This is a genomic window from Bacillus tianshenii (assembly GCA_020524525.2).
Lineage (GTDB): Bacteria > Bacillota > Bacilli > Bacillales > Bacillaceae_N > Bacillus_AV.
Map to the genome: position 1 here is coordinate 995,059 of CP129018.1, position 13,768 is coordinate 1,008,826.

A 13,768-nucleotide genomic window follows, 5' to 3' on the forward strand; every position below is an offset into this window, starting at 1 on the left:
TTGATTGGGGAAGGAGTTCCTAACGTGTATTTCATCGGTGCAATCTTAAAGCGAACATATCAATTAACAAAGAAGCCATCGTTGTCTAGGGACACTCATACTTATACTCAACGAACAAAACAAATCGACTCACAACAGAAAGCAACTGTCATTAAGTTTGACGTGCAGCAAAAACGTCAGCTTTCACATATACCAACAGAACGTGCAGGAAGTGTGTATAAGATGAGTGATTTAAGAGCCATTCGTAAGCCATGGGTTGGTGAACAGCCGTATCATCCTGATGATCTTGATGAACGATATTTAGATCAATCATTTTTAAGTGACATTTGGCATAAAATCGATAATGGCACAAGCAAGAGTCAAGATATCTTTCAGTTAATTAAAGAACACGAACATATTCACGAAACGTATGTCCAAGGAAAAATTTCAAAACAAAAAGAAATCAACATGGTTGAAAAGCTTTTTAACGCCTTTTATAAGAAGCACAAAAGCTGGCCGCATCAAGAGCCGACCTATCATCGTTTTTATTATGAATTGAATAATGGAAACTGGTAAGCAAAAAGAAGACGTCGCTAGGCGTCTTTTTTTTGATCTGTTCCAGCAAACAATATTTCTAAGCGGCCCACCTCCGCTTTTCGTGTGACAAAATGGTTTAAAATTTGTCAAAAACTCTTTGGGTTGGTCGGCATCGATTGACAGACTTTCAATTTTCTCTTTTGTATACTTACTTAAACAAACTATCTTTCGGGATGGAAGAAAGGAGAAATCGGTTGGTTGTCTATTTGGACATTATATGGCTGTTGAATTTTTGTATTGATTTAAGTTTGCTAGCTTTAACAGCTATTGTGCTGAAGCGAAGGGTTTCAAGGTGGCGTCTTGTGCTTGGGGCTTTCGTTGCTTCATTAACAGTCGTCCTGTATTTTACACCGTTGTCCTTTTTTGCGGTTCATCCGCTTGGGAAGTTTTTATTCTCTTTCTTGATTATATTTATGGCATTTGGCTACCGAAAATTCCGCTTTTTTATGCAGGGGCTGCTGACCTTCTACGTGCTGACCTTTATGATTGGTGGCGGCATTGTTGGGATGCATTATTTTTTGCAGGTGGAGCATGACGTGATCAATGGGGTTGTTACAACACAAGCAGGGGGATATGGAAGTCCTGCAGGTTGGTTGTTTGTCTTGATTTCATTTCCGTTCTTGTGGATGCTTTCAAAAAATCAGTTCACATCAATTGAAACACGAAAGCTCCATACAGAGAGTTTGGCAGGGGTGGAGATTGATATTGGGCATACGATTCTTTTTATGAAGGGGCTGATTGATAGCGGAAATAAATTATATGATCCTCTTACGAAAACCCCCGTGATGATTCTAGATATTGAACATGCTGAGTCGCAAATTCCAGAAGCTGTGTTTCAGCTGGCAAAACAACCGGACAAGATTGGCGAGCTTGATGTGCCGACAAATTGGCAGCAGCGTCTTCGGATGATTCCGTTCAGTGGCCTTGGTTCTGCGAATCAATTACTGCTCGCTGTTAAACCAGATTCAGTCATCTTGACACTTGAGCATGAGCAAATCCAAGTAAAACGTGTGTTAATTGGCCTGCATGCAGGTGCACTCTCATCTGAAGGTGATTTCGAGTGTATTTTACACCCAGATATGATTTCAAATGGGCAACCGATACTTACAGAACAAGCAAAATAAGTGAAGGAGGATGAGAATGGCAACGTTAAAGCTACGTTTAACATTGTGGTGGTACAAGCTGTTGATGAAGTTTGGGATTAAGACCGATGAAGTGTATTATATCGGAGGAAAAGAAGCGCTACCGCCGCCGCTTTCAAAGGATGAAGAACAAGTGTTGCTTTCAAAATTAACGACAGGTGACCAAGCTGCACGCTCACTACTAATCGAACGGAATCTTAGGCTTGTCGTATATATTTCGCGAAAGTTTGAAAACACCGGTATAAACATTGAGGACTTAATCAGTATTGGCACAATCGGTTTAATTAAAGCGGTTAATACATTTAATCCAGAGAAGAAGATAAAGCTTGCGACATATGCATCGCGCTGTATTGAAAATGAAATTTTAATGTATTTACGCCGAAATAATAAAACCCGTTCAGAAGTTTCCTTTGATGAACCACTGAACGTTGATTGGGATGGCAATGAGCTATTGCTTTCAGATGTCTTAGGAACAGAAGAAGATATTATTACAAAAGACTTAGATGCCAAAATTGACCGTAAGCTTTTAAAGAAATCACTAGAGTTCTTAAATGACCGTGAGAAGCAAATAATGGAGCTGCGGTTTGGTTTAGCAGGTGAGGAAGAAAAGACGCAAAAGGATGTAGCAGATATGCTTGGCATCTCACAATCTTATATTTCACGCCTTGAAAAACGAATCATTGAGCGCCTTCGCAAGGAATTTAATAAAATGTTGTAAATATTTATGAAATTCTGCTTATTTGTTGTCTAAATTTGACCATGCATAAAATTCCCTCTCAAGGAGATACTTAACTTGTAAATTGTACCTGATGAGCTCCGATGAGGAGGGAAAGAATTGACGCGTAACAAAGTAGAAATTTGCGGTGTAGACACATCTAAGTTACCTGTTTTGAAGAATGAAGAAATGCGAAAGCTATTTCGAGAGATGCAAAGCGGGGATGACACAGCGAGAGAAAAGCTTGTAAACGGAAATTTACGACTCGTGTTAAGCGTCATTCAACGCTTCAATAATCGCGGGGAATATGTAGATGATCTGTTCCAAGTGGGCTGTATCGGTTTAATGAAGTCAATTGACAACTTTGACTTAGGACAAAATGTGCGTTTTTCCACTTATGCGGTACCAATGATTATCGGGGAGATTCGCAGGTATTTACGCGATAATAACCCCATTCGTGTGTCGCGTTCATTAAGAGATATCGCTTATAAAGCTCTCCAGGTGCGTGAAAAATTAATTGCAAAAACATCTCGTGAACCGACTGCAGTTGAAATTGCAAAAGAGCTGGATGTTCCGCATGAAGAAGTTGTCTTTGCCCTTGACGCAATTCAAGATCCTGTTTCATTGTTTGAGCCAATCTATAACGATGGCGGCGATCCTATTTTTGTAATGGATCAGCTGAGTGATGAAAAAAATAAAGATGTTCAATGGATCGAAGAAATTGCCCTGAAAGAAGGAATGCGTCGTTTGAACGACAGAGAAAAAATGATTCTAACTAAACGCTTCTTCCAAGGTAAAACGCAAATGGAAGTTGCTGAAGAAATCGGCATCTCACAGGCGCAAGTATCCCGGCTTGAAAAAGCTGCGATCAAACAAATGAATAAAAATATTCAGCATTAATTATTATGGCAAGCCGGCCTGTCCTCACTATTTGGGGATGGGTTTTTTGATTGGAATCGGACAGTCTAACCCGCTTTCGACGCACAGGATGTGCTAGTGCAGGCGTTGTCACAGGACGTGACGTTCTTAGCCAGCGTTCCTTTAATGCTCCGGGGCAAAGTGCGCCCCTATGCATGAAGGCTCCAGCAAACAATATTTCTAAACGGCCCGCCTCCGCTTTTCGGGATGTCTAGCTCCGGCGAATAGGGGCTCGAGGTCATAAGTCAGCTTACTACGGGGACAAAGGTCGGTCCCCTTCGCAAACTGCCTTATGCTTGTCGCCCCTGTTCAATTCGCCTCCGCTTTTCGTTATTGTCCAAGCTTTTGTTTGCATAGGATGGGTAGTAGAGGAAGGGAGTGGGGTTGATGTTGAGGATTTCGGAGTTTCAGAGTAAGGATGTTGTGAATATTGCGGATGGGAAGAGGCTTGGGCAGATTACGGACTTTGATATTGATTTGGAGACTGGGCGTATTAGTAGGGTGCTTGTGCCTGTTAATGGGAGAGGAATGCGCTTTTTTGGGAAGGATGAAGGGATGACGATTCCGTGGAGCAACATTGTTAAGATTGGATCAGATGTGATTTTAGTTCGGGTGTCATCAGACCAGATAGAAGAATGATTTTTTAAGAATGACGGCTTTATGTCGATTCTTCTTTCATTTTTGTGCTAAAATAGGATTGATTTCATGTTGGAATCATGGTAGAAAAAATGAAACAATGCAAAATAATTGCAGGTAGAGGATGAGGAGTCATGGTAAAGAGAGAACCTTTTCAAGCTTATGCACCAGCTTTTTTGCAAATTGAGAAGTGGAAAGCAATCGCTCCGAACGTAACAGCAGGAATCAGCACGCGCATTGGGGGAGTGAGCCCATCTCCATATCATGAATTGAATACAGGTTTTCATGTGAACGATAGGGAAGAACATGTTATTGAAAATCGTGAAAGACTTGCAAAAACGCTTGATAGCAGCTTAAGTGATTGGGTTAATGTCTATCAAGTCCACGGTAAAAATATTGTAGAAGTAACGGAAGAAGATAGAGGAAAAGGAACTCGTGATCCGCATACAGTGCTTGCTGATGCAGATGGGATGTACACGAAAGCCGCTGGTGTTTATTTAGCAGCAGGCTTTGCTGATTGTACTCCGCTGTTTTTCGTCGCTCCGTCTCATCATTTAATTGGTGTGGCCCATGCTGGATGGAAGGGAACTGTGGCGCAAATTGGGCCTGAGATGGTACGAATTTGGCATGAAAAGCATGGCGTTCCTTTGAATGAAATATATGCAGTGATTGGGCCAGCGATCGGAAAGTGTTGTTATGAAGTCGATAATCGGGTAATGGAACAAGTAAGGGCTCTTCCTTTCGACAAAACCAACCCGCCATTTATCGAAAAAGAAAACGGAAAAGCACAGCTTGACTTGAAGCAATTGAATATGCAGCTGCTCGAACACGCAGGAATTCCGACAGCAAATCTCGAATGTAGTACATATTGTACAAGCTGTGAATCAGACAAATTTTTCTCACATCGACGTGATAACGGAAAAACCGGCAGAATGCTTGGTGTTATTACACAAACAGAATAGGACTTGCAGGAGGTTGAAGCAGCTTGAATGTAAAAGGAAACGCAGAAAAAATACAAGCCCGGATTGAAGAAGCATGCAAGCGTTGCGGACGCAATCCCGACGACATAAAGGTTATCGCCGTAACGAAATATGTAAGTGTCGAAAGAGCTCAACAAGCGCTTGAAGCGGGTATTATGCATTTGGGCGAAAATCGTGACCAAGGTTTTCTCGACAAGTACGAGGCGATTGGGAAAGAGGCGAACTGGCATTTTATCGGCTCCCTTCAATCGCGAAAAGTAAAAAATGTGATTGATAAAGTCGATTATATCCATTCCCTTGATCGCAAATCATTAGCAAAAGAAATTAACAAACGGGCCGAGGACAAAGTGAAGTGTTTCGTACAAGTGAACACATCAGGTGAAGATTCAAAGCATGGCATATCTCCAGAAGAGGTGCTTCCTTTTATCGAAAGTATTGCTGATTATTCAAACGTCGAAGTTATTGGCTTAATGACAATGGCACCGTTTACGGAAGAGGAAGATGTCTTACGGGAGACCTTCCGCCGTTTGAAGCAGCTTCAAGATGACGTACAAGCAAAGGCGTATGCTAATGCTCCGTGTTCTGAGCTTTCGATGGGGATGTCGAATGACTTTGAAATCGCAATCGAAGAAGGCGCCACCTTCATTCGCATTGGCACGGCACTCGTAGGAAAAGAATTTTAAAAACATCGGAGGTGACGAAAATGAGTTTCATGGGGAAAATCAAAAATTTCTTTGCTCTTGAAGATGAGTATGAATATGAGTATGTAGATGAAGAAGAATTACCAGAAGAAGAGAAGAAGCAGTTAAAAACAGAACAAAAGCAAAAGCCTCAGCAAAAACAACAAAATGTCGTGAGCTTGCAAAGTGTTCACCAAACATCCAAAGTGGTGCTTGTAGAGCCGCGCGTCTACGATGAGGTGCAAGAAATTGCTGACCAATTAAAAAGCCGCCGTGCCGTCATTATTAATTTACAGCGAGTGAATCAGCATCAGAAAATACGGATAGTCGACTTTTTGAGTGGAACCGTATATGCTATAGGAGGCGACATTAAGAAGCTAGGCTCAAATACCTTCTTATGTACCTCTGATAATGTCGACATTTCAGGCACAATTTCTGAGATGATTGCTGAGCAGGATTTTGATAATGATAGGTGGTGAAGTGTGAATGGAATTCCTTGGTCCGATCGTCCAAATACTCGTACAGGCGATCCAAATTTATACGTATGTGATTATTGCATACATTTTGATGTCATGGTTTCCGAATGCCCGTGAATCTTCAATTGGGCAGTTTATTGCACGAATTGTGGAGCCTTACTTAGAGCCGTTTCGACGGATTATACCGCCGCTCGGTATGATTGATATATCACCAATCGTAGCAATTTTCGTGCTAAATTTTGCACAATATGGTGCACGTCAGTTATATTTCATGTTCTTGTAATGACGAGGAGAGAAAGGAGAACCGCACGAGGTCTCCTTTTTGTGCGTTTTAAGGGCATTTAATATTGAAGAAGAACAATAATGACGGAGTGAAGTATATGTCAATCTACGAGCATTTTCGTGCAGAAGAGCATGCTTTTATTGACCAAGTGCTGGAGTGGCGTGAGCAAGTATTAAGTCAGTATGCATTAAAGCTGACAGATTTTCTTGATCCGCGTGAACAGCATATTATGAAGACTGTTATCGGTCATGATGAAGAAGTGCGCTTAGCTTTCTTTGGAGGAAGTGAACAGGCAGAGCGGAAGCGGGCCATTCTCTACCCACCCTATTTCGAGCCTTCTGAAGATGATTTTGAGTGTACGTTGTTTGAAATCAATTATCCTCAAAAATTTATTACAATTGAGCATCCGAAAGTACTAGGGTCAGTGATGTCACTTGGTTTGAAACGGTCGAAATTTGGGGATATCCCAACTGATGGAGAAAATTTTCAACTTGTCGTCGCAGCTGAAATTGCGGATTATGTTCGGATGAACCTTACTTCGGTTGGAAAAGCAACCATCGAGTTGATTGAACGCCCCTTTTCACAAGTCATTAACCAGGTTGATGAATGGAAGGAAGGAAGCGGAACTGTGTCGTCAATGCGTCTTGATGCTGTGTTGGCTGAAATTCATAGCATGTCACGTCAAAAGGTGTTGTCCCTCATTCAAAACGGGATGGCGAAAGTGAACTTCAAAGTGGTTGAGCGGCCGGACTATGGGTGTGAGGAAGGTGACCTTTTTTCATTACGTGGGCATGGAAGAAGCAAATTAATCGAAATTGGTGGAAAAACGAAAAAAAATAAGTGGCGAATTACGTATGGAATGAAAAATAAATGAATTCTTGCAGGAATGATGCACACCATTGTCGAAAAACATGGTACAATACGGACAATTATGCATGATATTCCTTGAGCGGAGGTGTGATGAGGGTGTCGTTAACGCCGTTAGATATTCACAACAAAGAATTTAACAGAGGATTTCGGGGATATGATGAAGACGAAGTAAATGAATTTCTAGATCAAGTCATTAAAGATTTCGAACTCGTCATTCGTGAAAAGAAAGAACTAGAAGAAAGAGTAACTGAACTAGAAGAAAAGCTTGGACATTTTTCGACGATTGAAGAAACATTAAATAAATCGATTCTTGTTGCTCAAGAAACGGCGGAAGATGTGAAGCGAAGCGCGAACAAAGAAGCAAAGCTCATTATTAAAGAAGCTGAAAAGAATGCTGACCGTATTATTAATGAGTCATTGATCAAATCAAGAAAGATCGCGCTTGAAATTGATGAATTGAAAAAGCAGTCAAAGGTATTTCGCAATCGTTTCCGCATGCTTGTGAAGGCCCAGCTCGAAATGCTCGATAATGATGATTGGGACCATTTAATGGAGTATAATCAGCATGAGGATGATGAAGAGAACGAATGACCGCTTGACGCGCGTGCTATGATTACATATAATTTTTATCATAAAACATTGCACAAAGAGACTGCCTAATATGTTAGGCAGTTTTATGATGATGGATTCAAACGATGACAGGGACAGTACTTTTATCACAAGCTTGCAAGTAGCGAATCAGGGACGGTGGAAGCCTGATGTAAGCAGATAGAAGGAAGATCACCCTCGAGTTCTGCGCTGAACGTCTTTATTGCCATGCGTGGCATTGTATATATACCAGTAGGCAGCAGCGGTATCATTCACGTTACGAATGAACAAAGCAGGGCTTTTTCGAATAAAGCCAAGCAAGGGTGGTACCGCGGGAACCTTCTCGTCCCTTTTTGGGATGAGAGGGTTCTTTCTTTTTGTCAGTTATCGTTTCTGTCATTCAAGAAGTCTTAAAGGAGGAAAATGGAGATGAACTACAAAGATACGTTACTTATGCCAAAAACAAAGTTCCCGATGCGTGGAAACCTTCCAAATCGTGAACCAGAAATGCAAAAACAATGGGAAGAGATGAACATCTATGAAGAAGTACAGAAGCGAACAGAAGGCCGTCCGCTTTTCGTCCTTCATGATGGACCTCCTTATGCGAATGGTGACATTCATATGGGTCACGCATTAAACAAAATTTTAAAAGATATGATCGTCCGCTATAAATCAATGGCAGGCTTTCAGGCGCCATACGTACCAGGCTGGGATACACATGGTCTTCCAATCGAAACAGCATTAACTAAAAACAAAAAAGTAGACCGTAAAAAAATGAGTGTCGCTGAATTCCGTCAAAAATGTGCGGAATATGCGTACGAGCAAATTGACCGCCAGCGTGAGCAATTTAAGCGTCTAGGTGTACGCGGTGATTGGGAAAATCCATATATCACGTTGACAAAAGACTATGAAGCACAACAAATTAAAGTATTCGGTGAAATGGCGAAAAAAGGCTTTATCTACAAAGGGAAAAAGCCTGTCTATTGGTCTCCGTCCTCTGAATCAGCTCTTGCTGAAGCAGAAATCGAGTACCAAGATAAGCGTTCACCATCCATTTATGTAGCATTCGATGTGACAGACGGCAAAGGGGTACTAAGCGGGGATGAGAAATTTATCATCTGGACAACAACTCCTTGGACAATTCCTGCAAACCTTGGAATTGCTGTGCACCCTGAACTGGACTACAGTATCGTTGAAGTAGACGGTGTGAAATATGTAGTCGCTTCTGCATTAGTGGAAGAACTAACTGAAACACTTGAATGGAACAACCTGAAAGTTGTGAATACACTGAAAGGTGCAAGCCTTCAGCATGTTGTCGCAAAGCATCCGTTCTATGAGCGTGAATCACTTGTTATGCTTGGTGAGCACGTTACAACTGACGCAGGTACTGGCTGTGTTCATACAGCTCCAGGTCATGGTGAGGATGACTTTATCATCGGCAAGCAAAATGGCTTAGACGTGCTTTGCCCAGTTGATGAAAAAGGTTATATGACAGCTGAAGCACCTGGATTTGAAGGGTTATTTTATGATGAAGCAAACAAGCCAATTACAGAAAAGCTTGAAGAAGCTGGCGCATTGCTTAAATTAAACTTTATTACACACTCTTATCCACATGACTGGCGTACGAAGAAGCCGACGATTTTCCGTGCGACATCACAGTGGTTTGCGTCAATTAAAGACTTCCGTGAAGATTTAATCCAAGCTGTTCGTGATGTGAAGTGGGTACCGAAATGGGGCGAAACACGCCTGTACAATATGATTAAAGACCGTGAAGACTGGTGTATTTCTCGTCAGCGTGCATGGGGCGTTCCAATCCCTGTATTCTACGGTGAAAATAATCAGCCGATTATTACGGATGAAACAATTGCACATGTGTCGGACTTATTCCGTGAACACGGCTCAAACATTTGGTTCGAGTGGGAAGCAAAAGATTTATTGCCTGAGGGCTTCACCTCTGAACATAGTCCAAATGGTACGTTTACGAAGGAAACTGACATTATGGACGTATGGTTTGACTCAGGTTCTTCTCATCAGGCTGTTCTTGAAGAGCGCGAAGAATTGCAGCGCCCAGCAGACCTTTACCTTGAAGGCTCTGACCAATACCGTGGCTGGTTCAACTCGTCGCTTTCAACGGGTGTCGCTGTAACAGGCAAATCACCATACAAAGGTATTCTTTCTCACGGGTTCGCACTTGATGGGGACGGACGTAAAATGAGTAAGTCACTTGGAAATGTTGTTATTCCAAATAAAGTAATGAAACAGCTTGGTGCAGATATTCTTCGTCTATGGGTATCATCTGTTGATTATCAAGCAGATGTACGTATTTCAGATGATATCTTAAAACAAGTTGCAGAAACATATCGTAAGATCCGAAATACATTCCGTTTCTTACTTGGTAACTTAAGTGACTTTGATCCAAGCAAAAACGCTGTTGCTTTCGACCAATTAGGCGAAGTTGACCAATATATGCTTGTCAAGCTAAATAAGCTGATCGACCGTGTAAAACATGCTTATGATGAATATGAGTTTGCGTCAATTTACCATGATGTTCATAACTTCTGTACGATTGATTTAAGCTCGTTCTACCTTGATATTGCAAAAGATGTACTCTACATCCAAGCTGAAGATGATAAAGCCCGCCGCAGCATTCAGACGGTTTTACATGAAACGTTGCTAGCGCTTGTCAAGCTTGTTGCACCAATTTTAACGCATACAGCAGATGAAGTATGGGCGTACATTCCTGGCGTTGAAGAGAAGAGTGTTCAGCTTGTTGATATGCCTGAGAAAGTAACATTGCATGTTGATGAAAGCCTTGAAGCGAAATGGGATAAATTCATGGATGTCCGCGATGACGTCTTAAAAGCACTTGAAAACGCTCGTAATGAAAAGGTAATCGGTAAATCGTTAACAGCAAGTATTAAGCTTTACCCAGATGCAGAAACAAAAGCAATGCTTGAAGGCATTAATGATTTAGAGAAGCTATTTATCGTTTCTGGCTGCGAAATTGCTGGAGAAAAGCAAAACGCTCCAGAGCAAGCACAACAGCTTGAAACACTAGCAGTCGAAGTTCAGCCTGCTGAAGGTGAAACATGTGAACGCTGCTGGGTTGTTTCAACAACTGTCGGCAACGATGACAAGCATCCAACATTATGCGCAAGCTGCGCTGAAATCGTCACAAACCATTATGAATAAGGATTTATTTAACGTCTGCCGAGCATAGGCAGGCGTTTTTTTTTTTGTCGCCCCTGAACGAGCCGCCTCCGCTTTTCTAGGTAATAATCACCTTCTTTAAAATGTTTGGTGTGGGTAAAGAATAGGGGTAGAAGTTGATTTTGATGGAGGGGTTTGATGTGAGGGATCAACATGTGAAGCGGATTGAACAAGAATTAAGACAAACGCAGCAGGAGCTTTCGGCTTACCTCCAGGAACCAGGGCGGCATTACAATCTTGAGACAGTGCATTACATTCAACAAGAGCTGGCGGATGTGAACCGAGCGCTTGCGAAGCTGCAGGAGGGGAGCTTTGGAATGTGTGAATATAGTGGTCAAACAATTCCGATGCCGTTATTAGAAGTTCTTCCAACTGCCCGGACAATCGATGATGTGGAGTTCGTCCAATATTTCCGTCATTAATTAATAGAAAATTGAAAAGATTGTCTGCAACGGTTGCATATGCTAAAATGCTACAGTACCGAACTTTTGTAAGAACGGAGAACGGAGGAGCAGACGTGCGCTATTATCTCGCTGCGTTACTTATCATATGCATTGATCAAATAACAAAATGGCTTGTTGTGACGAAAATGACACTTGGGCAGAATATTCCTGTTATTGAAGGCTTTTTCTACTTAACATCTCATCGAAACCGCGGCGCAGCCTGGGGAATGCTGCAAGGCCAAATGTGGTTTTTCTACATTATCACCGTTGTTGTCGTCATTGCAGTCATTTTTTACTTAGAGAAAGTACGGAAGAAGGAACGGCTGTTAAGCTGGGCGCTTGCACTTATTTTAGGCGGTGCGATTGGTAACTTTATTGACCGTGTGCTTCGTCAAGAGGTTGTCGACTTTATTAATGTGTATATTTTTAATTATAATTATCCGATTTTTAATATTGCGGACTCATCACTCGTTGTTGGGGTTATTTTTGTGATGATTTATTCGTTTATGGATAGTAAAAGAGAGAAGGAGAGCAGTTAATGGAGAAAAAAGAATGGTCGGTTGACAGTGAACAAAATGGCAGCCGTATTGATAAATTAGTTGCTGATTTAAATGCAGAATGGTCACGTTCTCAAGTCCAGGCTTGGATTAAGGACGGTCATTTGCATGTAAATGGAAAAACGGTAAAAGGAAATCACAAAGTGAAAGAAGGGGATAATATTTCCCTGGAAATTCCTGAACCGGAAGAACTTGATGTCGAGCCAGAAGAAATGGAACTTGATGTTTACTTTGAAGACGAGGATGTCATTGTGGTGAATAAACCGAGCGGTATGGTCGTGCATCCAGCCCCTGGCCATCATTCGGGGACGCTTGTAAACGGGTTAATGGCGCACTGCAAAGACCTTTCCGGCATTAATGGTGTCTTACGTCCAGGTATTGTCCACCGTATTGATAAGGACACATCAGGACTGTTAATGGTAGCGAAAAATGATGTCGCCCACGAATCATTGGTTCAACAGCTTGTTGACAAATCTGTGCTGCGGAAATATCGTGCCTTAGTCCACGGCGTCATCCCGCATGATAAAGGAACAATTGAAGCGCCGCTTGGAAGAGATCCGAAAGATCGGCAAAAGATGGCGGTTGTCGATGAAAACGGCAGAGAAGCTGTTACACACTTTACGGTATTAGAGCGATTTAGCAATTATACATATGTCGAATGTCAGCTTGAAACAGGGCGGACACATCAAATTCGTGTGCATATGAAATATATTGGCTTTCCAATTGTCGGTGATCCAAAGTATGGTCCGCGTAAAACGATTGATGTGGACGGACAAGCTTTACATGCGGCAGTTCTTGGCTTTGATCATCCGAGAACAGGTGAGTTCATATCATTTGAATCACCAATTCCAGAACGCTTTGAACGTGTATTGAAAAACTTTCGACAAAATGGTTGACACTCACTCATAACGGTGACATAATAGCATCAACAACTTAATCACTGCCCTTTAACTACAGTCCCGTGAGGCTGAGAAGGAATTGACCAAACGACTCAAGCAGAAGAGATCGATTCTGCATGCATGTTTGTTGCCAAGGCCTCCCGCGGATGCGGGGGGTTTTTTAGTACAAAGGGCATGGCAGTGAGAGGTGAAAAGAATGAATGAAAAAGCGATTGTACTAGACGAAAAAGCAATTCAACGCGCATTAACACGTATTGCCCACGAAATTATCGAACGAAACAAAGGAATTGACAATTGTGTTCTAGTCGGCATTAAGACACGCGGTATTTATATCGCTAACCGCCTTGCTGAGAGAATCGAACAAATCGAAGGTGAAAAAATTGATGTCGGGGAAATTGACATTACCCTTTACCGGGACGACCTTTCAAAGAAAACAGACAATGAAGAACCGCTACTAAAAGGCTCAGACGTACCTGTTGATGTAACTGACAAGAAAGTTATTTTAATTGATGATGTCCTTTACACTGGCAGAACAGTGCGGGCTGCAATGGATGCGATGATGGACATTGGCAGACCATCACAAATTCAACTGGCTGTATTAGTAGACAGAGGTCACAGAGAGCTTCCAATTCGACCTGATTATATCGGGAAAAACGTACCAACCTCAAAAGTAGAAGTCATTGTTGTAGAATTAAAGGAAGTCGATGAAACAGACCAAGTAAGAATTTACGAAAAATAAATAACCCTTTAATCAAGTCCCGTGAGGCTTGCAAGGGTACGGATAGTAAGCACAGG

At 41.9% G+C, this 13,768-nt stretch carries 16 protein-coding genes and 1 other annotated feature; all 16 genes read left to right on the top strand.

Translation table 11 applies throughout. From position 1 onward, the window contains the following. Positions 1–24: 24 nt before the first annotated feature. Positions 25–555 carry a hypothetical protein gene (locus LC040_04935; GenBank protein ID WLR52257.1) on the top strand — a complete coding sequence of 177 codons (531 nt, stop codon included), beginning with the start codon at positions 25–27 and terminating at the stop codon, positions 553–555. 215 nt (positions 556–770) lie between these two features. Next, complete coding sequence (gene spoIIGA / locus LC040_04940) at positions 771–1,700, top strand: sigma-E processing peptidase SpoIIGA (protein ID WLR52258.1); 930 nt, start codon at positions 771–773, stop codon at positions 1,698–1,700. Between the two features lie 16 nt (positions 1,701–1,716). After that, positions 1,717–2,436: an RNA polymerase sporulation sigma factor SigE gene (sigE, locus tag LC040_04945; GenBank protein WLR52259.1), complete on the top strand. Its 720-nt coding sequence runs from the start codon at positions 1,717–1,719 to the stop codon at positions 2,434–2,436. A gap of 117 nt (positions 2,437–2,553) precedes the next feature. Next, on the top strand, positions 2,554–3,333 hold the full coding sequence (sigG, locus tag LC040_04950) for an RNA polymerase sporulation sigma factor SigG (protein ID WLR52260.1): 780 nt from the start codon (positions 2,554–2,556) through the stop codon (positions 3,331–3,333). 405 nt (positions 3,334–3,738) lie between these two features. After that, the gene (locus tag LC040_04955) at positions 3,739–3,990 is read left to right on the top strand and encodes a YlmC/YmxH family sporulation protein (GenBank protein ID WLR52261.1); all 252 of its coding nucleotides are present in this window, start codon (positions 3,739–3,741) and stop codon (positions 3,988–3,990) included. A 131-nt stretch (positions 3,991–4,121) separates the two neighbouring features. Continuing rightward, complete coding sequence (pgeF, locus tag LC040_04960; protein ID WLR52262.1) at positions 4,122–4,949, top strand: peptidoglycan editing factor PgeF; 828 nt, start codon at positions 4,122–4,124, stop codon at positions 4,947–4,949. 23 nt (positions 4,950–4,972) lie between these two features. Then, positions 4,973–5,650, top strand: coding sequence for a YggS family pyridoxal phosphate-dependent enzyme (locus LC040_04965; GenBank protein WLR52263.1), 678 nt, complete (start codon positions 4,973–4,975; stop codon positions 5,648–5,650). A 20-nt stretch (positions 5,651–5,670) separates the two neighbouring features. Continuing rightward, positions 5,671–6,126, top strand: a complete 456-nt coding sequence (locus LC040_04970) for a cell division protein SepF (protein WLR52264.1) — start codon at positions 5,671–5,673, stop codon at positions 6,124–6,126. A 7-nt stretch (positions 6,127–6,133) separates the two neighbouring features. Next, positions 6,134–6,406, top strand: a complete 273-nt coding sequence (locus LC040_04975; protein ID WLR52265.1) for a YggT family protein — start codon at positions 6,134–6,136, stop codon at positions 6,404–6,406. Between the two features lie 97 nt (positions 6,407–6,503). Beyond that, positions 6,504–7,280: an RNA-binding protein gene (locus LC040_04980; protein WLR53196.1), complete on the top strand. Its 777-nt coding sequence runs from the start codon at positions 6,504–6,506 to the stop codon at positions 7,278–7,280. 92 nt (positions 7,281–7,372) lie between these two features. Continuing rightward, positions 7,373–7,867, top strand: a complete 495-nt coding sequence (locus tag LC040_04985; protein WLR52266.1) for a DivIVA domain-containing protein — start codon at positions 7,373–7,375, stop codon at positions 7,865–7,867. A gap of 95 nt (positions 7,868–7,962) precedes the next feature. Continuing rightward, positions 7,963–8,218 (top strand) — a binding site (T-box leader). Between the two features lie 75 nt (positions 8,219–8,293). Then, positions 8,294–11,056 (top strand): isoleucine--tRNA ligase, encoded by a 2,763-nt coding sequence (gene ileS / locus LC040_04990; protein ID WLR52267.1) that lies wholly within the window; start codon positions 8,294–8,296, stop codon positions 11,054–11,056. A 158-nt stretch (positions 11,057–11,214) separates the two neighbouring features. Beyond that, complete coding sequence (locus LC040_04995; protein WLR52268.1) at positions 11,215–11,496, top strand: hypothetical protein; 282 nt, start codon at positions 11,215–11,217, stop codon at positions 11,494–11,496. 95 nt (positions 11,497–11,591) lie between these two features. Beyond that, positions 11,592–12,056 (top strand): signal peptidase II, encoded by a 465-nt coding sequence (gene lspA / locus LC040_05000; GenBank protein ID WLR52269.1) that lies wholly within the window; start codon positions 11,592–11,594, stop codon positions 12,054–12,056. Further along, positions 12,056–12,970: an RluA family pseudouridine synthase gene (locus LC040_05005; GenBank protein ID WLR52270.1), complete on the top strand. Its 915-nt coding sequence runs from the start codon at positions 12,056–12,058 to the stop codon at positions 12,968–12,970. Before lspA ends, LC040_05005 begins: the two co-directional genes overlap by 1 nt. Positions 12,971–13,169: 199 nt before the next feature. Further along, a complete protein-coding gene (gene pyrR / locus LC040_05010; GenBank protein ID WLR52271.1) occupies positions 13,170–13,712 on the top strand; it encodes a bifunctional pyr operon transcriptional regulator/uracil phosphoribosyltransferase PyrR in 543 nt (180 codons plus the stop codon). The last annotated feature ends 56 nt before the right edge of the window (positions 13,713–13,768 follow it).